The organism is Bradyrhizobium sp. USDA 4451 (genome assembly GCF_054822585.1).
In genome coordinates this window covers 2,236,105-2,253,773 of the sequence record NZ_JBTRCH010000001.1, presented here as the reverse complement: position 1 = coordinate 2,253,773, position 17,669 = coordinate 2,236,105, and the positions used below count along the sequence as shown (strand labels likewise).

The 17,669-nt window shown below is 65.6% G+C and carries 18 protein-coding genes and 1 other RNA gene; 11 read left to right on the top strand and 8 right to left on the bottom strand.

Features of this window, described 5'->3' with window-relative positions:
• Positions 1-146: 146 nt before the first annotated feature.
• The 6 genes from argB (at position 147) to dapE (ending at position 6,021) form a co-directional block, all read left to right on the top strand.
• Complete coding sequence (gene argB, locus ACVMB0_RS10350) at positions 147-1,040, top strand: acetylglutamate kinase (RefSeq protein ID WP_456750903.1); 894 nt, start codon at positions 147-149, stop codon at positions 1,038-1,040.
• A gap of 59 nt (positions 1,041-1,099) precedes the next feature.
• Positions 1,100-2,086 carry a DUF1036 domain-containing protein gene (locus ACVMB0_RS10345; RefSeq protein WP_456756344.1) on the top strand — a complete coding sequence of 329 codons (987 nt, stop codon included), beginning with the start codon at positions 1,100-1,102 and terminating at the stop codon, positions 2,084-2,086.
• Positions 2,087-2,263: 177 nt separating this feature from the next.
• A complete protein-coding gene (locus ACVMB0_RS10340; protein ID WP_461346155.1) occupies positions 2,264-2,953 on the top strand; it encodes a pyrimidine 5'-nucleotidase in 690 nt (229 codons plus the stop codon).
• Positions 2,954-3,128: 175 nt separating this feature from the next.
• Entirely contained in the window at positions 3,129-3,974 is an 846-nt protein-coding gene (gene dapD, locus ACVMB0_RS10335; protein WP_021079579.1) for a 2,3,4,5-tetrahydropyridine-2,6-dicarboxylate N-succinyltransferase, read from the top strand.
• 242 nt (positions 3,975-4,216) lie between these two features.
• Positions 4,217-4,837: a DUF805 domain-containing protein gene (locus tag ACVMB0_RS10330; RefSeq protein ID WP_461346154.1), complete on the top strand. Its 621-nt coding sequence runs from the start codon at positions 4,217-4,219 to the stop codon at positions 4,835-4,837.
• Between the two features lie 17 nt (positions 4,838-4,854).
• Positions 4,855-6,021 (top strand): succinyl-diaminopimelate desuccinylase, encoded by a 1,167-nt coding sequence (dapE, locus tag ACVMB0_RS10325; RefSeq protein WP_461346153.1) that lies wholly within the window; start codon positions 4,855-4,857, stop codon positions 6,019-6,021.
• A 63-nt stretch (positions 6,022-6,084) separates the two neighbouring features.
• On the opposite strand, the gene truA is transcribed toward dapE, so the two are convergent.
• From truA to def, 3 genes are all read right to left on the bottom strand, one after another.
• The gene (gene truA / locus ACVMB0_RS10320) at positions 6,085-6,822 is read right to left on the bottom strand and encodes a tRNA pseudouridine(38-40) synthase TruA (RefSeq protein ID WP_461346152.1); all 738 of its coding nucleotides are present in this window, start codon (positions 6,820-6,822) and stop codon (positions 6,085-6,087) included.
• A complete protein-coding gene (gene fmt, locus ACVMB0_RS10315) occupies positions 6,822-7,757 on the bottom strand; it encodes a methionyl-tRNA formyltransferase (RefSeq protein WP_461346151.1) in 936 nt (311 codons plus the stop codon). Before fmt ends, truA begins: the two co-directional genes overlap by 1 nt.
• A 136-nt stretch (positions 7,758-7,893) precedes the next feature.
• On the bottom strand, positions 7,894-8,421 hold the full coding sequence (def, locus tag ACVMB0_RS10310; protein WP_461346150.1) for a peptide deformylase: 528 nt from the start codon (positions 8,419-8,421) through the stop codon (positions 7,894-7,896).
• Between the two features lie 170 nt (positions 8,422-8,591).
• Here def and ACVMB0_RS10305 point away from each other — a divergent pair, with 170 nt between their 5' ends.
• Both ACVMB0_RS10305 and ACVMB0_RS10300 read left to right on the top strand, forming a co-directional pair.
• Complete coding sequence (locus ACVMB0_RS10305) at positions 8,592-9,812, top strand: DNA recombination protein RmuC (RefSeq protein WP_461346149.1); 1,221 nt, start codon at positions 8,592-8,594, stop codon at positions 9,810-9,812.
• A gap of 129 nt (positions 9,813-9,941) precedes the next feature.
• On the top strand, positions 9,942-11,318 hold the full coding sequence (locus ACVMB0_RS10300) for an AmpG family muropeptide MFS transporter (protein WP_461346148.1): 1,377 nt from the start codon (positions 9,942-9,944) through the stop codon (positions 11,316-11,318).
• Between the two features lie 127 nt (positions 11,319-11,445).
• Here ACVMB0_RS10300 and ACVMB0_RS10295 read toward each other — a convergent pair whose 3' ends face one another.
• The 5 genes from ACVMB0_RS10295 to ffs all read right to left on the bottom strand — a co-directional run bounded on the left by ACVMB0_RS10295 (position 11,446) and on the right by ffs (position 15,088).
• Positions 11,446-11,874, bottom strand: a complete 429-nt coding sequence (locus tag ACVMB0_RS10295; protein WP_461346147.1) for a hypothetical protein — start codon at positions 11,872-11,874, stop codon at positions 11,446-11,448.
• 206 nt (positions 11,875-12,080) lie between these two features.
• Positions 12,081-12,686 (bottom strand): recombination mediator RecR, encoded by a 606-nt coding sequence (gene recR, locus ACVMB0_RS10290; protein WP_163160808.1) that lies wholly within the window; start codon positions 12,684-12,686, stop codon positions 12,081-12,083.
• 1 nt (position 12,687) lies between these two features.
• Entirely contained in the window at positions 12,688-13,008 is a 321-nt protein-coding gene (locus tag ACVMB0_RS10285) for a YbaB/EbfC family nucleoid-associated protein (RefSeq protein WP_018269493.1), read from the bottom strand.
• 23 nt (positions 13,009-13,031) lie between these two features.
• Positions 13,032-14,882: a DNA polymerase III subunit gamma/tau gene (locus ACVMB0_RS10280; protein WP_461346146.1), complete on the bottom strand. Its 1,851-nt coding sequence runs from the start codon at positions 14,880-14,882 to the stop codon at positions 13,032-13,034.
• 109 nt (positions 14,883-14,991) lie between these two features.
• Positions 14,992-15,088, bottom strand: an RNA gene (gene ffs / locus ACVMB0_RS10275) — signal recognition particle sRNA small type.
• Between the two features lie 110 nt (positions 15,089-15,198).
• Here ffs and ACVMB0_RS10270 point away from each other — a divergent pair.
• From ACVMB0_RS10270 to ACVMB0_RS10260, 3 genes are all read left to right on the top strand, one after another.
• Positions 15,199-15,618 carry an HIT domain-containing protein gene (locus tag ACVMB0_RS10270; protein ID WP_212021210.1) on the top strand — a complete coding sequence of 140 codons (420 nt, stop codon included), beginning with the start codon at positions 15,199-15,201 and terminating at the stop codon, positions 15,616-15,618.
• Between the two features lie 6 nt (positions 15,619-15,624).
• Complete coding sequence (gene nudC, locus ACVMB0_RS10265; protein ID WP_461346145.1) at positions 15,625-16,575, top strand: NAD(+) diphosphatase; 951 nt, start codon at positions 15,625-15,627, stop codon at positions 16,573-16,575.
• Positions 16,576-16,655: 80 nt separating this feature from the next.
• Positions 16,656-17,603: a sugar kinase gene (locus ACVMB0_RS10260; RefSeq protein WP_456750914.1), complete on the top strand. Its 948-nt coding sequence runs from the start codon at positions 16,656-16,658 to the stop codon at positions 17,601-17,603.
• The last annotated feature ends 66 nt before the right edge of the window (positions 17,604-17,669 follow it).

The window sequence follows — 17,669 nt, the reverse complement described above, 5'->3', positions numbered from 1 at the left end:
GGATTGCGCGGAGCCTGTCATCGGGCGCGCGTTCGCGCGACCCGTTGGCTTCTCCGGGCTACGGATACAACCTCTCCCGCTTTGCGCCCTGCCCGGCAATCAGATAGAACCGCGCCCGTCCCTCCGCTGACGATGAGACCAGCCCCATGACCGACCAGCACATCAGCCCGCTCGATCAGGCCCGCATCCTGTCCGAGGCGCTGCCGCACATGCAGGAATATGACGAGGAAACCATCGTCATCAAATATGGCGGCCATGCCATGGGCGCCGAGGACACCGCCAAGGCGTTCGCGCGCGACATCGTGCTGCTCGAGCAGACCGCGATCAACCCGGTGGTCGTGCATGGCGGCGGTCCGCAGATCGCGACCATGCTGAAGCGCCTCGGCATCCAGTCGGAATTCGCCGCCGGCCTGCGCATCACCGACGCCGCCACCATCGAGATCGTCGAGATGGTGCTGGCGGGCTCGGTCAACAAGCAGATCGTCGGCTACATCAATGAAGCCGGCGGCAAGGCCGTCGGCCTCTCCGGCAAGGACGGCAACATGGTGAAGGCGTCGAAGACGACGCGCACCATGGTCGATCCCGACTCCCATATCGAGAAGGCGGTCGATCTCGGCTTCGTCGGCGACCCCGAAAAGGTCGATCTGACGCTGCTCAACCAGCTGATCGGCTATGAGTTGATCCCGGTGCTGGCGCCGCTGGCGACGTCGAAGGACGGTCAGACGCTGAACATCAACGCCGACACCTTTGCCGGCGCGATCGCCGGTGCGCTGAAGGCCAAGCGCCTGCTGCTGCTGACCGACGTGCCCGGCGTGCTCGACAAGTCCAAGAAGCTGATTCCGGACCTGTCGATCAAGGAAGCCCGCAAGCTGATCGCCGACGGCACGATCTCCGGCGGCATGATCCCGAAGGTCGAGACCTGCATCTACGCGCTCGAACAGGGCGTGCAGGGCGTCGTGATCATCGACGGCAAGACCCAGCACGCGGTGCTGCTCGAGCTCTTCACCAACCAGGGCACCGGCACGCTGATCCACAAGTAATGGCAGACGCGGGACACACGGCGAGGCAACCTCGCCGGTCGCCGGCGGCGCGGCTCGCGATGGCGCTGCCGGCTGCGCTGGTGTCGTTCCTGTTCTCGTCGGCGCCGGCGCATGCCGACCTCAAGCTCTGCAACCGCATGAGCTATGTGATCGAGGCCGCGATCGGCATCGACGACAAGGCCGCAACCGCGACGCGCGGCTGGTTCCGGATCGATCCGGCGACCTGCCGGGTCGTGGTGCAGGGCGCGCTGACCGCCGACCGTGTGCTGCTCAACGCCCGCGCCCTCGGCGTCTATGGCGCCTCGCCGATCCCGCAGAACGGCACCGATACGCTGTGCGTCGCGCAGGACAATTTCGTGATCGCCGCCGCACGGCAATGCCGCTCCGGCCAGACCCCGGCGCAATTCACCCAGATCACGCCGACGCAGACCGATGACGGCAATCTCGTCGCCTATCTCGCAGAAGACAGCGAATATGACGACGAGCAGGCGCGGCTCGCCGGCATCCAGCGGCTGCTGGTGATCGCGGGCTACGACGCGGCGCCGATCGATGGCGTCGACGGGCCGAAGACCCAGAGCGCGCTGTCGGCCTTCCTCAGGAGCCGCGGGCTCGGCAGCGACATCGTGCAGTCGCCGAACTTCTTCGCCACCATGGTCGATGCCGTGCAGAAACCGTCCGCGTCAGGACTGACCTGGTGCAACGACACCCAGTACAAGGTGATGGCGGCGGTCGCGACCGACGATGGCAAGGTGGTGACCAGCCGCGGCTGGTATCGCATCGACCCCGGCAAATGCCTGCATCCCGACGTCACCGGCACGCCGAAGCAGATCTATTCCTTTGCCGAAGCGGTCGATGGCGACAACCGCACCATCCGCATCAAGGACAAGCCGTTGAACTGGGGCGGTGCGGTGCCGCTCTGCACCCGCGACAGCAAGTTCGAGGTCAACGAGCAGGGCGATTGCACCACCCGCGGCCTCACCGCACTCGGCTTCACCACCGTCGACATGACCAGCGGCGGCAAGACGCTGCGCTTTGCGGTGCCGTGATGAAGATGACGGCGCTGCATATATCTCCGTCGTCCTGGCGAAAGCCCATTACCACAGGCAATCATTTGGCGAAGACTGGTCGTGGTCGACGGTTGTGCAGTATTGGCTCCGCGCTGCATTTGATGGATCACGCGGTATTGGTCCTGGCTTTCGCCAGGACGACGACGGAAAGATAACATGAAAGCTCCCCGCGGCTTCGGCCATGTCGAGACCTGGGTGTTCGACCTCGACAACACGCTGTACCCGCATCACGTCAATCTGTGGCAGCAGGTCGATGCGCGGATCGGCGAGTTCGTCGGCAACTGGCTGAAGATCTCGCCCGAAGAAGCGCGGCGGCTGCAGAAGGACTATTACCTGCGCTACGGCACCACGATGCGCGGCATGATGACCGAACACGGCGTGCAGGCGGACGACTATCTCGCCTATGTGCACAAGATCGACCACTCGCCGCTGCAACCGAATCCGGAAATGGGCGCTGCGATCGCAAAACTGCCTGGGCGCAAGCTGATCCTGACCAACGGCTCGGTCGACCATGTCGATGCGGTGCTCGGCCGGCTCGGCATTGGCCATCATTTCGACGGCGTGTTCGACATCATCGCCGCCGACCTCGAGCCGAAACCGGCGCCGCAGACCTATCAGAAGTTCCTCAGGCTGCACGACGTCGATCCGGCGAAGGCTGCGATGTTCGAGGACCTCGCGCGCAACCTCGTGGTGCCGCATGAGCTCGGCATGACCACCGTGCTGGTGGTGCCCGACGGCAGCCAAGAGGTGGTGCGCGAGACCTGGGAGCTGGAGGGGCGCGACGCCGCTTACGTCGACCATGTCACGGACGATCTCACCGGGTTCTTGCAGCGGCTGAAGCCGTAGCCCGGATGAAGCGAAGCGCAATCCGGGACCGCTGTCGCCACCCGTCGGGATCCCGGATTACGCTGCGCTCCATCCGGGCTACATGCCCGCGTCAGCCTTGACTCCGCGGCTTCAAATTCCGAAAAAGCCCTGCAAAATTTCCGTCATATCCCCGATACGCCCAAGGATCGTCCCGATGTCGCTGTCCGCCCTCGAAACCACCGTCAACACCGCGTTCGACGCCCGCGAAGGCATTTCGACCTCGACCAAGGGCGAGGTCCGCGAGGCCGTCGATCACGCGCTGGAGCTGCTCGACAAGGGTGAGGCCCGCGTCGCCGAGCGCGAGGCCAGCGGCAAATGGAAGGTCAATCAGTGGCTGAAGAAGGCGGTACTGCTCTCGTTCCGCCTCAACGACATGGGCCAGATCGCCGGCGGCCCGGGCAAGGCGTCGTGGTGGGACAAGGTGCCCTCGAAGTTCGAGGGCTGGGGCGAGAACCGCTTCCGCGACGCCGGCTTCCGCGCCGTGCCCGGCGCGATCGTGCGCCGCTCGGCCTTTATCGCCAGGAACGTCGTGCTGATGCCCTCCTTCGTCAATCTCGGCGCCTATGTCGATGAGGCCACCATGATCGACACCTGGTCGACGGTCGGCTCCTGCGCCCAGATCGGCAAGCGCGTGCACATCTCCGGCGGCGTCGGCATCGGCGGCGTGCTCGAGCCGCTGCAAGCCGAGCCCGTGATCGTCGAGGACGATTGCTTCATCGGCGCACGCTCGGAGGTCGCCGAGGGCGTGATCGTGCGCAAGGGCGCGGTGCTATCGATGGGCGTATTCCTCGGCGCCTCGACCAAGATCGTCGACCGCGAGACCGGCGAGATCTTCGTCGGCGAGGTCCCGGAATATGCCGTCGTGGTGCCGGGCACCCTGCCGGCCAAGCCGCTGAAGAACGGCCAGCCGGGCCCGGCCACTGCCTGCGCCGTGATCGTCAAGCGCGTCGACGAGCGCACCCGCGCCAAGACCAGCATCAACGAGCTGCTGCGGGACTAACGACGCCGCGGCGATTCCCCATCCCTCACCGTCACCCTGAGGTGGCCGCTTCTTCAGCGGCCCTCGAAGGGTCGACGGCCCGGCTGGTGGCCGTGCATCCTTCGAGGCTCGCTCCGCTCGCACCTCCAGCGACAACGGCGAAGCCGTTGCGCGGGGATGACGGTCCAGGAAGATCGAACCAATTTCCCTTTGACTCCGACAAAACTCCGGGCCGCGAAACATTGCCGCCGCCGGAGTTTTTTATGGGCTGGACCAATTACCTGTTCGGCTTCAAGGGCCGCGTCAACCGGGCCAAATTCTGGCTCGCAGTGCTGATCATCGTCTGCTGGATGATGGTCCTGGCCGCGCTGGTGGTCTTGGCCGGGCTCGGCGGCAAGGACCGGTCATTCGGCTTCAATGTCGACGACATCTTCCGGGCGTTCGACCCCGACAGCTACACATCACTGACATGGGCCGGATTGCCGACGCTGCTGGTCAAGGCCGGCGGCACGCTATTGTTCGTCTGGGTCTATATCGCCGTCTCGATCAAGCGCCTGCACGACCGCGACAGGAGCGGCTGGTGGATGGTCCCGTTCTTCGCGATCCCCGGCCTCATGAGCCAATTCTCGGACCGGCTTCCCGATCAGTCCTATTTGGCGATGGCGGCGGGCGCGATCGTGTTCGTGCTCTATGTCTGGGGCTTCATCGAGCTCGCCTTTCTGCGCGGCACCTCATACCCCAATCGCTACGGTCCCAATCCACTGGGCAAAATCCATGCGAGCCGGGGAGGCAGCCGCGGCACCGGGTCGCGCTCGACGCAGGGCTGGGATCAACAAAGCGAGCTCGATATCGTGCCGCACAAAGCTGGTCCACCCGCGCTGTGACGTGTTAAGCGAGGCGCATGACTGATGCCGTCTCGATTACCCGCGATCTGGTTCGCTGCCCCTCCGTCACCCCGGCCGACGCCGGCGCGCTTGGCGTCCTCGAAAATTTGCTGAAAACCGCAGGCTTCGAGGTTCACCGCGTGACGTTCTCCGAGCCCGGCACCGCCGATGTCGACAACCTCTATGCGCGCATCGGCAACACGGCGCCGCACATCACCTTTGCCGGTCACACCGACGTGGTGCCGCCCGGCGATGAAGCGGCGTGGACGCTCGGTGCGTTCTCGGGCGAGGTGAAGGACGGCTATCTCTACGGCCGCGGCGCCGTCGACATGAAGGGCGGCATCGCCTGCAGCGTCGCCGCCGTGCTGCAATATCTCGGCGACCATGGCGGCAAGGCACAGGAAAACGGCTGCGGCTCGATCTCCTTCCTGATCACCGGCGACGAGGAAGACGTCTCGATCAACGGCACCGTCAAGCTGTTGAAATGGTGCGCCGAGCGCGGCGAAAAATTCGACCATTGCGTGCTCGGCGAGCCCTCGAATGTCGAAGTGCTCGGCGACATGATCAAGATCGGCCGCCGCGGCTCGCAGTCCGGCACGCTCATTGTCGACGGCGTGCAGGGCCATGTCGCCTATCCGCACCGCGCGTCGAATCCGGTGCCGGATATCTCGCGGCTGATCGTGGCGCTGAGCGACGAGCCGCTCGATCACGGCAGCGCGCAATTCCAGGCCAGCAACCTCGAATTCACCACGGTCGATGTCGGCAACACCGCAACCAACGTGATTCCCGGCCAAGCGCGGGCGAAGTTCAACATCCGCTACAACGACAACCACACCCAGGAAACCCTGCGGCAGCTGGTCGACGCGCGGCTGGCGAAAGCCTGCGGCAATCGCATCCGCGCCCATATCGACTGGATGCCGTCGAACTCCAACGTGTTCGTCACCCAGCCCGGTCCGTTCACCGATCTCGCGGTCGCCGCGATCGAACAGGTCACCGGCCGCAAGCCGGAGCTGTCCACCTCGGGCGGCACCTCCGACGCGCGCTTCATCTCGAGCTATTGCCCGGTGATCGAATTCGGCCTGGTCGGCCAGACCATGCACCAGATCGACGAGCGCACGCCGGTGGCCGATCTGGAGCAGCTGACGAAGATCTATCGCGGCGTGCTGGAGCGGTATTTTGCGTGATCCGGCCGGTTGGCTGGACAAAATAGTGAAGAACAACCCCATGCACAGTAGGGATTGTGGCCACTAATAATCCACCTGCACCAGATATAGTCCCTCCGGCGGCGCCACCGGGCCGCAGGCGGCGCGGTTGCGGGCGGCCAGCGCCGCGGCGAGATCGTCCGCGCTCCAGCGGCCCTCGCCGACCCAGACCAGCGAGCCGACCATCGAGCGCACCTGGCTGTGCAGGAAGGAGCGCGCCGAGGTCACGATGTTGATGGCGCTGCCGTCTCTGACGACGTCGAGCTGGTCGAGCGTCTTCTCCGGCGATTTGGCCTGGCACTCGGTATCGCGGAAGGTCGTGAAATCATGCTTGCCGAGCAGGCGTTGCGCGGCCGCGTGCATCGCATCCGCATCGAGCGCGCGCGGCACCCGCCAGACCCGGCCGATGTCGAGCGCGAGGTTCGCGCGGGTGTTGGTGATGCGATAGAGATAATGCCGCCTGGTCGCCGAGAACCGCGCCTCGAAATCGTCCGGCACGATATCGGCCGCGAGCACGGCGATCGGATGGGGCCGCAGATGCGCGTTCAGCCCGTCGCGAAAGCGGCCAGGCGGAAAATGCTTGGCGATGTCGCAATGCGCGACCTGGCCGCGCGCGTGCACGCCGGCGTCGGTCCGCCCGGCGCCATGGACGCGGACGTCCTCGCCGCAGATCGCCTTGACCGCGGTCTCCAGCGCGCCCTGCACGGTCGGCGCAGTGTCCTGGATCTGCCAGCCGGAGAACGGCGTGCCGTCATATTCGATGGTGAGCTTGTAGCGGGGCATCAGGCGAGCCGCGCGGGCGGCTTCAGCGGCGTACCGCGTAGGAAATCCGCAGCCTTCGTCGGCGTCTTGCCGGCGCGCTGCAATTCGAGAATCCGGATCGCGCCGTCGCCGCAGGCGATCGCGAAAGTGTCGTCGAGCACATCGCCCGGCTGGCCCGAGCCTTTCGCCAGCTCGCAACGCAGGATCTTCAGCCGCACCGGCTCGCCTTCGCCCAAGAGCTCGCACCAGGCGCCGGGGAACGGCGACAGCCCATGAATGTGCCGCAGCACCGCGTGCGCCGGCCGGGTCCAGTCGATCCGCGCCTCGGCCTTCTCGATCTTGGCGGCGTAGGTGACGCCGTCCGCGCTTTGCCTGGTCAACTGTAATCCGCCGCGCTCGAGCCCGCCCATCGCGCGCACCATCAGGTCGGCGCCGAGCGGCGCCAGTGCGTTGTGCAGGTCGGACGCCGTCATGCTGTCCGTGATCGGCAGCCGTTCGGCCATCGCGATGTCGCCGGTGTCGAGGCCGACATCCATCTTCATCACCATCACGCCGCTCTCGGAATCGCCGGCCATGACGGCGCGGTTGATCGGCGCAGCGCCGCGCCAGCGCGGCAGCAGCGAAGCGTGCAGATTGAAGCAGCCGAGCCTGGGCGCATCGAGGATCGCCTGCGGCAGGATCATGCCGTAGGCGACCACGACGGCGGCGTCCGCCTCGTGAGCGCGAAATTCCGCGAGCGCTTCGTCGGTCTTCAGCGTCTTCGGCGTCAGCACCGATATGCCGAGCCGGCGCGCCTCCTGCTCGACCGGCGTCGGCTGCAATTGCAGGCCGCGGCGACCACCGGGCTTCGGCGCGCGGGTGTAGACCGCCACAACCTCATGGCCATGGGCCACGAGCTCCAGCAGCGTCGGCACCGCGAAATCGGGCGTGCCCATGAAGATCAGGCGAAGCGGCATTGGATCAGACTACCCTCGCTGGCTCCAAATTATCCGTCATGGCCGGGCTTGTCCCGGCCATCCACGTCTTGGCGCCATGAAGAAAGGAAGACGTAGATGCCCGGGACAAGCCCGGGCATGACGGCGGAGTGCGCGCCTACTCCGCCGCGCGCTTGGCGGCCTTCTCGAATTTCTTGAACACGCGGTCGCGCTTCAGCTTCGACAGATAATCCACGAACAGCACGCCGTTGAGATGGTCGATCTCGTGCTGGATGCAGGTGGCGTAGAGCCCCTCGGCATCCTCCTCATGCAGCTTGCCGTCGAGGTCGGTGAAGCGCAGCCGCACCCGCGCCGGGCGCTCGACCTCCTCGTAATATTCGGGGATCGACAGGCAGCCCTCTTCGTAGACCGACAGCTCGTCCGAATGCGAAATGATCTCCGGATTGATGAACACCCGCGGCAGCGGCGTGGTCTCGCCGTTCTCGTCGCGCTTGGCGAGGTCCATGGTGATCAGCCGCAACGGCTGCGCGACCTGGATCGCCGCGAGCCCGATGCCGGGCGCGTCATACATGGTCTCGAGCATGTCGTCGGCGAGCTTGCGGATCTCCGGCGTCACCTTCTCGATCGGTTTCGACACCAGCCGCAACTGCTTGTCCGGCAGGATGATGATTTCTCGTAATGCCATGGCGGCGATTTAAGCCGCGGGCCTGATGCGGTCAATGCGTTCAGGAACCCGTTAAGACAGCCTTAACCACGATTCTTCACGCCTGATTAACCAAGAAAATTAGGAAAGCATTTACCATAAGCGTTCCCTCTTCGTTCGCACCCGGCCGCGAATCGGCTACAACGGCCGGCATGAACGAGATTCTGCTCATGCTTGGCGACCTTCCGGTCCGCGTCTCCGACGCGCTGATCGGGCTTAGCGCGCTGGCGCTGATCCTGCTGTTCGCCATCGCCGTGGTGATCGCCCGCGCCAGCCGGCGTGGCGCGGAACTGGCGATGGCCCAGGCCATCCGCGCCGACGAGTTGGAGGAGCGGCTTGCCGACATGCTGCGCGCCCAGAGCGAATCCTCCGGGCGGGTCGACGCCAAGGTCGATGCCTTCGCGCAGGCGCTCGCCGGGCGCCAGGCCGAGATGGCCCGCGCCGTCAACGAGCGGCTGGATTCGGTGACCCACCGGGTCGGCCAGTCGATGGAACAATCGACCCGCAACACCATGGATTCGCTGCGCGTGCTGCATGAGCGGCTCGGCATCATCGACCACGCCCACAAGAACCTCAACGAGCTCACCACCCAGGTCACGACCTTGCGCGACGTGCTCGCCAGCAAGCAATCGCGCGGCGCGTTCGGCCAGGCGCGGATGGAGGCGATCGTCCAGGACGGCATGCCGAAGGGCTCGTTCGAGTTCCAGTACACGCTGTCGTCGGGCAAGCGGCCGGATTGCGTGGTGTTCCTGCCCGACCAGCGCCCGCTCTGCATCGACGCCAAATTTCCGCTGGAGGCGATGACCGCGCTGCACGATGCGCGCAGCGACGAGGAACGCAAATCGGCCTGCCAGCGGCTGCGCGCCGACGTGCTCAAGCATGTCAGCGACATCGCGGAGAAATACCTGATCCCGGGCGAGACCCAGGACACCGCGCTGATGTTCGTGCCGTCGGAATCGGTCTATGCCGAGATCCATGACGGCTTCGACGACGTGGTCCAGAAGGCCTATCGCGCCCGCGTCGTGCTGGTGTCGCCGTCGCTGTTGATGCTGGCGATCCAGGTGATGCAGCAGATCCTGAAGGACGCCCGCATCCGCGACGCCGCCGACCAGATCCGCAACGAGGTGATGCACCTTGCTGATGATCTCGGCCGGCTGCGCGAGCGCGTGCTCAAGCTGCAAAATCACTTCGGCCAGGTCAACGAGGACGTCAGGCAGATCCTGATCTCCGCCGACAAGATCGAGAAACGCGCCGGCCGCATCGAGGAACTCGACTTCAGCAAGGCCGAGACCCCGATCGAAGTGCCGCGTTTCGTCAAGCCCGGCGCGCCCGAGCTGTTCCCCGCCCCGCGCAAGCTGCAGGCGGGGGAGTGAGTGTTGCTGATCAGAGATCTCGCGGCATAATCTGTGTCATCGCCCGGCTCGACCGGGCGATCCAGTATCCCAGAGGCGGTGGTCGGGCGGTGACAGTCTTTTTGCGGCCGAATCTGGTAACACCGGATCATGACAGCCCCTGAAGCAACGTCGGACGCGTCGGCAAAACCGGAGCCAAGACCTGCCGCCACCTCCTGGCGCGACAGTTTTGCGGTGTATCTGCAGCCGCGGGTGCTGATCGTGCTGCTGCTCGGCTTCTCCTCGGGGCTGCCGCTGGCATTGTCGGGCTCGACGCTGCAGGTGTGGATGAAGGAGGCCGGGGTCGATCTCGGCACCATCGGGCTGCTGGCGCTGATCGGCACGCCCTACACGCTGAAATTCCTCTGGGCGCCGCTGGTCGACGCGCTGCACGTGCCACTGTTCACGAAAGTGTTCGGACGCCGCCGCGGCTGGCTGCTGCTGTCGCAGCTGTTGCTGATCGCGGCGATCCTGGTGCTGGCGCTGGCCGATCCGGCGCGATCGCCGTGGTTCGCGGCGTTTGCCGCGCTGTTGGTCGCAACGGCGTCGTCGACGCAGGACATCGTGGTCGACGCCTTCCGCGTCGAAAGCCTGCCGGAAAGCGAGCAGGCCGCCGGCATGGCGTCTTATGTCGCGGCCTATCGTGTCGGCATGCTGGTCTCGACCGCCGGCGCGCTGTTCATCGTCAGCGGCTTCGAGTCCGCAGGCCTCGCGCGGCCATCGGCGTGGATGTGGGGCTATGTGGTGATGGCCGCACTGGTGGTGATCGGCATCGTCACCGCGCTTGCGGCGACCGAGCCGGCGCAATCGAAAGGCGCCGAGGCGGCCACGCATGCGCAGAACGCCGCCGAACGGGTGTTTCACGCCGCGCTCGGCGCATTCTCCGAGTTCCTCAGCCGCAAGGATGCCTTCGCGGCGCTCGCCTTCGTGGTGCTGTTCAAATTCACCGACGCGTTCTCAGGCACCATGACCGCGCCGTTCGTGATCGACATCGGCTTTTCCAAGGTCGACTACGCGGCGATCGTGAAGGGCGTCGGGCTTGCCGCGACCCTGATCGGCGGCTTTGCCGGCGGCTTCGTAGCGCGGCGCTATTCGCTGGCGTCGAGCCTGTGGATCGGCGGCGTGCTGCAGGCGGTCGCCAACCTGTCGTTCTCCTGGCTCGCCCATGTCGGGGTCGATCAATGGGCGCTGGCGCTGGCGATCACGGCGGAGAACTTCACCAGCGCGATCGGCACCGTGATCTTCGTCGCCTATTTGTCGGCGCTGTGCCGCAATCCGCTGCACACCGCGACCCAGTACGCGCTGCTGACGGCGCTCGCGGCGGTCGGCCGCACCTACCTGTCGTCGGGCGCGGGCTATGTCGCCAAGACGGTCGGCTGGCAGGTGTTCTTCGTGATCTGCGTGCTGGTCGCGATCCCGAGCCTGATCCTGCTCGCCTGGCTGCAACGGCGTGGGCATTTTGATGAGCTGGGGCCGGTGCGGGTTTGAGCCTCCGCTGTCATCACCCGCGAAAGCGGGTGATCCAGTATTCCAGAGACGTTCGTGATTCTGTGGAGAAGCCGCGGCGTACTGGATCGCCCGGTCGAGCCGGGCGATGACACCGCAACTGAGGTAGCTACTTCGTCACCACGCTCCACTTCGTGACGATGGCTTCGCTCATCTCGCCGGCGTCCTTGGCGCAGGCGACCTCGTCGACCTTCACCGAGATCGCCTTGCCGGAGAGGCTCTTGAGCTGCGCGGCCTGGGCGTCGTTGGTCGGAACGAGCTGGAAGGTTTCCGGTCCGGTCTCGAGGTTGCACAGGCCGTTCGGCGGCGGCAGGCGGCGCGGCTCGCTGGTGATCTGGTAGGTCGCGACGCGCTTGCCGCGATTCTTGGTGTCGCGCACCTTCATGACGCCGAGTTCCCCCGACAGCACGTCGCCGGCATGAATGATCTTGCCGGGCTTCTGCGGGGCATCGCCCTGCTGCGCGATGGCGCAGGGCGCGGCGAGAGTTGCCGCCAGACACGCAAAGCCCAAGCGTACGCCGAATCGGTGTGTGGTCATTTGCAGTGGTTCCGTAGTAGATTCGTCAGATCTGTTTGAGCATGATCTTTTCGGAAAACCGGTTTCCACTTTTCCGGATCATGCTGTTGTGCGTGGATGGCCATCCCCGAATCGTCATCCACCCTATCATTTTGTCTGAGCGCGATCTTTTCGACTTGTGACGGATCGGCCGGCAAATATCGCCGAGGCCTGCTCTCAAGTGCGCGCTAGAACAGCGTCCGCTGCCGCATTGCAGCCGATAGCGTACCTTCATCGAGGTAATCAAGCTCGCCGCCGACAGGCACGCCATGCGCCAGCCGCGTCACCCGCACATTCGCCTCCGACAACAGATCGGTGATGTAATGCGCGGTGGTCTGGCCATCGACGGTGGCATTCAAAGCGAGAATGATCTCACTGACTTCAGGCGCATGCGCGCGCGCCACCAGCTGATCGATGGTGAGATCCTGCGGACCGACGCCGTCGAGCGGCGACAGCGTCGCGCCAAGCACGTGATAGCGGCCATTGGTCGCATTGGCGCGTTCCAACGCCCAGAGATCGGCGACATCGGCGACCACGACGATGATCGCGGGATCGCGGCGCGGATCGGTGCACACCGTGCAGGGGTTTTGTGTATCGATGTTTCCGCAGGTCTTGCAGACCTGGATCTTGTCGATCGCGACCTGCAACGCGGCGGTCAGCGGCGTCATCAGCGCTTCGCGCTTCTTGATCAGATGCAGCGCCGCACGCCGCGCCGAACGGGGACCTAAGCCCGGCAGCCGCGCCAACAACTGGATCAGGCGTTCAATCTCGGGACCGGCAACGCTCGCGGCCATTTTAAGTGGGACCGAATCCCGGCGGCAGGCCTAGCCCGCCGGTCAGCGCCATCATCTTCTCCTGCATCGCGGTCTCGGCCTTGCGGCGGGCGTCGCCATGCGCGGTGACCAGCAAATCCTCGAGCACCTCGCGCTCCTCCGGCTTCATCAGCGACGGATCGATCTTGATGCCCTTCACTTCCATCTTCGCGGTCATGCGCACCGCGACCAGGCCGCCGCCGGAAATGCCTTCAACCTCGACATTGCCGAGTTGCTCCTGCATCTCCTGCATCTTGGATTGCAGCTGCGCCGCCTGTTTCATCATGCCGAGAAAATCAGCCATGCCTGCGTTCCTATCGCCAAAGATCAATCGTCATCGCTGTCGGAAGTTTCAATCGGGTCTTCGCCTGATACATCCGCAACCGGAACCTCGGCGGCGAGGCGGCGGACCTCGACCACCTTGGTGCCGGGGAAGCGCGCCAGCACCTCCTGGACGCGCGGATCGGCTTCGGCGGCGCGCTGATGCTCGCTGCGGGCCTGCTCATTCTGCGAGCGCACCGTCGGCTGGCCGGCCTCGTTGGAGATGATCACGGTCCAGCGCCGCCCGGTCCACAATTCGAGCTTGCGCGGCAGATCGGTGATGAGCGCGCGCTGCGCCTTCGGCTCCAATGCGATCTCGAGCTGGCCGTCCTCGATGCGCACCAGCCGCACATCGGCCTCCAGCGCGCTCTTGGTCATGATGTCGCGCTTCTCGCCGGCGAGCGCGATCAGCTGCGGGAAGCTCGAGATCCGCAGTGCCGGCGCGGCATTGCCGGCCGGTGCCGCCATCTGCGGACGCGCAGCGAGATCGGCGCGCGGCGCAGCCTGCGGGGCACGCGCCGGCGCTGATGGCATCGCAGACATCGCCGAGCCAGGCGCGCCGCGTGACGGGGACGATGCGGCGGAGCCAGACGTCGCCGGCGCCGCGCCGCCACCGTTCTGCTCGACCATCATCCGGATCGCCTCGTCCGGCGTCGGCAGGTCGGCGACATAGGCGATGCGCACCAGCACCATCTCGGCGGCGGCCGCCGGGCGTGTCGCGGCCTGCACCTCGGCAATGCCCTTGAGCAGCATCTGCCACATCCGCGACAGCACCCGCATCGACAGCTTGGCGGCGAATTCGCGCGCCCGCACCCGCTCGGTCTCGCCGAATGCGACATTGTCCGCGGTTGCCGGGATGGCCTTCACCCGGGTGACGAAATTGACGAACTCGGCGAGGTCGGACAGCACCACCACCGGATCGGCGCCGACATCATACTGCGCGCGGAATTCGGTGAAGGCAGAGGCGAGATCGCCGCGCGCCAGTGAATCGAAGAGATCGATGACCCGGGTGCGGTCGGCAAGGCCGAGCATTTGTCTCACCGCATCGGCCTTCACGAGGCCTGCGGCATGCGCGATCGCCTGGTCGAACAGCGATAGCGAATCGCGCACCGAACCCTCGGCGGCGCGCGCGATGATGCCGAGCGCCTCGGGCTCGACCTCGACGCCTTCCTTGGCCGCGATGTTGCCGAGGTGCTTCATCAGGACGTCGGCCTCGACGCGGCGCAGGTCGAAGCGCTGGCAGCGCGACAGCACCGTGACCGGAACCTTGCGGATCTCGGTGGTGGCGAACACGAACTTGGCGTGCTCCGGCGGCTCCTCCAGCGTCTTCAGGAAGGCGTTGAACGCTGCCGTCGACAGCATGTGGACTTCGTCGATGATGTAGACCTTGTAGCGCGCGCTCGCCGGCGCATAGCGCACGCTGTCATTGATCTGGCGGACATCGTCGACGCCGGTGTGGGAGGCGGCGTCCATCTCCAGCACGTCCATGTGCCGGCTTTCCATGATCGCCCGGCAGTGCACGCCAAGATCAGGCATGTGGATGGTCGGCCCCTGCACCGAGCCGTCCGGCTTGGCATAGTTCAGGGCGCGGGCGAGGATGCGGGCGGTGGTGGTCTTGCCGACCCCGCGGACGCCGGTGAGGATCCAGGCCTGCGGAATCCGCCCGGTCTCGAACGCATTCGAGACGGTGCGAACCATGGCGTCCTGGCCGATCAGGTCCTCGAAGCTGGAGGGACGGTATTTGCGGGCGAGGACGCGGTACGGCTTGTTGGCGGCCTCAGGCGCCCCGCCGAGATCAAAGCCGCTTTGGCCTGCGCCGTCGGACGGTTGGGAGGGGGCGCCAGCGTCGTCGTTCATGCGTCGATCCGCAACTTGGGTGTCTCTTCAGCCGGCGTGCGGATGGGAGCCAAAATCAAGCGCCGGGCGCGGGGACCGCCATTCCAGCGCGATTCGCTCGGAAAAACAGGTAGGAGACTGACGAGCGACCCGATCCGGACCTCGTTAGGGCTGCTTCCTTCCGGACCTGACCCGGTTGGCGAGTGGCTCGTCCACCGCCAATCTCCCGGTCCCTATTTGGGGCCAAAACCGCTGGAAAGCAAGCGGCCTGACCCGGCTTTGTAAGGCTGGCTTTGCGGGGCTTGTCTGGGAACACGGAAAGGCATTATTTGCCCTCATGCCCGCCTCCAACTGGTCGCTGCATTCGCAGCTCAACAAGGACACCATCGACATCGGCGACCTGCCGCTGTGCAAGGTGCTCGTCATCAAGGATGCGCATTATCCCTGGCTGTTGCTGGTGCCGCGGCGCGACGGCGCGGTCGAGATCATCGACCTCGACGAGGTCGAGCAGGCGCAGCTGATGACCGAGATCACCCGCGTCTCGCGGGCGCTCAAAGAGGTCACCAAATGCGACAAGCTCAACGTCGCAGCGCTCGGCAACCTCGTTCCGCAGCTTCACGTCCATGTCATTGCGCGCCGCACTAGCGACGCTGCATGGCCGCGTCCCGTTTGGGGCGTGATGCCGCCGCTGGCGCATGATGCCGAGGAAGTGCAGAATTTCATCAGCGCGCTTCGCCGCAAGATCTGGTTGGGTTGAAATTCAATGTCCGCATCCGATTCATTTCCGCTCGGCCAGCCGGCCTTCGTCACCCATGTGCTGGACCGCGCCGCGCATCTGCGCAGCAATGACGAGAAGCTGTTTTCGCTGGAGGGCCACCGCGAGGCGCGCGCCTATGTGATCTACCGCGACTCGCTGGTCGTGAAGCAGGAGGAGGGCGGCGCCCGCGCGCTGCTCTCGCTGGAGGAGGCCCGCAGCTACGGCGCCAATCCCGGCACGATCTTCCTAGGCCTGCGCGACAGCGCGCCGATCTTCGGCATGGGGATCGCGCCGCAGGCGGCCGAGAAGCTGGTCGGCCGCAGCGACGTCGCGATCACCGAATTGCGCGGCATGGCGATGCAGGGCGTGGTGCCGCCCGAACAGCTCTCGGCGATCGCGATGGCGAAGTCGATGGTGACCTGGCATCAGCGCCACGGCTTCTGCCCAAACTGCGGCACCCGCACCGCGATGAAGGACGGCGGCTGGAAGCGCGAATGCCCGAGCTGCAAGGCCGAGCACTTTCCGCGCACCGATCCGGTCGTGATCATGTTGGTCACCTCAGGCGACAAGGTGCTGCTCGGCCGCCAGAAGCAGTTCATGCCCGGCATGTATTCCTGCCTCGCCGGCTTCGTCGAGGCCGCCGAGACCATCGAGGACGCGGTCCGGCGCGAGATCTTCGAGGAAGCCGGGATCCGCTGCACCGACGTCAATTACTACATGACGCAGCCCTGGCCCTACCCGTCATCGCTGATGATCGGCTGCACCGCGCGCGCGACCAACGAGGACATCGTGGTCGACCGCACCGAACTGGAAGATGCGCGCTGGTTCGACCATGCCGAGGCGACGCTGATGCTCAAGCGCCAGCATCCCGACGGCCTCGCCGGCCCGCATCCGTTCGCGATTGCCCATCATTTGCTCGGCCGCTGGGTGCACCACCGAAACCCGCTCGACCAGTAGCGGGAACCGGACATCGTTCTGCCGATTAAATCTGGACACCAATTGTGCCAGTTGACGGAACCATTGCGACGGACCTCTGCATGAATTTTCAAGACGGCGCTCCGAAAATCCCGCCCCGCATCCTCTGCATCGGCCTGCCGGTGCGCGACCTGACCTTCCGGGTCAATGTCCCGGCACGCGGCTCCAAGGAGAATGCGACGCATTTCGACGAGATCTGCGGCGGCAACGCGCTGAACGCCGCAATCGGCATCGTCCGGCTGGGCGGCCGCGCCTCGATCTGCGGGCCGATGGGCGATTCGCGGGAGACCTCGAGCCGCTACATCTTCGACAAGCTCGGCCAGGAAGGCATCGAGACCAACCATCTCATCCACATGCCCGATCTGGTGACGCCGATCTCGGCGATCATGATCGACGACACCGGCGAACGGACCATCGTCACCTTCCGCGACCCGGAGCTGTGGAAGGTCAAGCTGCCGCCGACCGACCTGTTGCTGGAGGATTGCGCGGCGATCCTGACCGAGAGCCGCTGTGCGCCGTTCTGCACCGAGCTGTGCGCCGAGGCCGTCAAGCGCGGCATTCCCGTGGTGGTCGACGTCGACCGCGCAATGTCGATGCGGGAAGGGCTGCTCACCGCCTCCTCCCATCTGGTGTTCTCCAGCGAGCCGCTGCAGGAGACCGCCGACGTCACCGACGACGGCCAGGCGCTGCACAAGCTCGCCAAGCTCACCCCCTCCTTCCTGGCCGGCACCCGCGGGCCGATGGGCACGATCTGGCTCAATGAGCAGGGCGAGCTCGAGGAGACCCCGGCCTTCCCGGTTCATACCGTCGATACGCTCGGCGCCGGCGACGTCTTCCACGGGGCGTTTGCGCTGGCGATCACCGAGAAGCAGGAGCTGCGGCAGGCGCTGCGCTTCGCCTCCGCCGCCGCAGCGCTGAAATGCACCCGCTTCGGGGGTGCTTATGCCGCACCGCAACGTGCTGAAGTTGAAGCGTTTTTGGGCGAGCACGCCGAAGCCCCGCCGGCCTGACCGGTCAGGAACCGCTTGCGCGAGAAGATTTTTCTCTATATGAGGGATATTGATCCTTCATATGGA

Coding starts and splice junctions, on each gene's coding strand:
- ACVMB0_RS10285 (WP_018269493.1), bottom strand. CDS start 13,008: ATGGCTGATTTTCTCGGCATGATGAAACAGGCGGCGCAGCTGCAATCC.
- ACVMB0_RS10300 (WP_461346148.1), top strand. CDS start 9,942: ATGACAGCCCCTGAAGCAACGTCGGACGCGTCGGCAAAACCGGAGCCA.
- truA (WP_461346152.1), bottom strand. CDS start 6,822: ATGCCCCGCTACAAGCTCACCATCGAATATGACGGCACGCCGTTCTCC.
- dapE (WP_461346153.1), top strand. CDS start 4,855: ATGACTGATGCCGTCTCGATTACCCGCGATCTGGTTCGCTGCCCCTCC.
- fmt (WP_461346151.1), bottom strand. CDS start 7,757: ATGCCGCTTCGCCTGATCTTCATGGGCACGCCCGATTTCGCGGTGCCG.
- recR (WP_163160808.1), bottom strand. CDS start 12,686: ATGGCCGCGAGCGTTGCCGGTCCCGAGATTGAACGCCTGATCCAGTTG.
- argB (WP_456750903.1), top strand. CDS start 147: ATGACCGACCAGCACATCAGCCCGCTCGATCAGGCCCGCATCCTGTCC.
- dapD (WP_021079579.1), top strand. CDS start 3,129: ATGTCGCTGTCCGCCCTCGAAACCACCGTCAACACCGCGTTCGACGCC.
- ACVMB0_RS10340 (WP_461346155.1), top strand. CDS start 2,264: ATGAAAGCTCCCCGCGGCTTCGGCCATGTCGAGACCTGGGTGTTCGAC.
- ACVMB0_RS10260 (WP_456750914.1), top strand. CDS start 16,656: ATGAATTTTCAAGACGGCGCTCCGAAAATCCCGCCCCGCATCCTCTGC.
- ACVMB0_RS10330 (WP_461346154.1), top strand. CDS start 4,217: ATGGGCTGGACCAATTACCTGTTCGGCTTCAAGGGCCGCGTCAACCGG.
- def (WP_461346150.1), bottom strand. CDS start 8,421: ATGGCATTACGAGAAATCATCATCCTGCCGGACAAGCAGTTGCGGCTG.
- nudC (WP_461346145.1), top strand. CDS start 15,625: ATGTCCGCATCCGATTCATTTCCGCTCGGCCAGCCGGCCTTCGTCACC.
- ACVMB0_RS10280 (WP_461346146.1), bottom strand. CDS start 14,882: ATGAACGACGACGCTGGCGCCCCCTCCCAACCGTCCGACGGCGCAGGC.
- ACVMB0_RS10295 (WP_461346147.1), bottom strand. CDS start 11,874: ATGACCACACACCGATTCGGCGTACGCTTGGGCTTTGCGTGTCTGGCG.
- ACVMB0_RS10305 (WP_461346149.1), top strand. CDS start 8,592: ATGAACGAGATTCTGCTCATGCTTGGCGACCTTCCGGTCCGCGTCTCC.
- ACVMB0_RS10345 (WP_456756344.1), top strand. CDS start 1,100: ATGGCGCTGCCGGCTGCGCTGGTGTCGTTCCTGTTCTCGTCGGCGCCG.
- ACVMB0_RS10270 (WP_212021210.1), top strand. CDS start 15,199: ATGCCCGCCTCCAACTGGTCGCTGCATTCGCAGCTCAACAAGGACACC.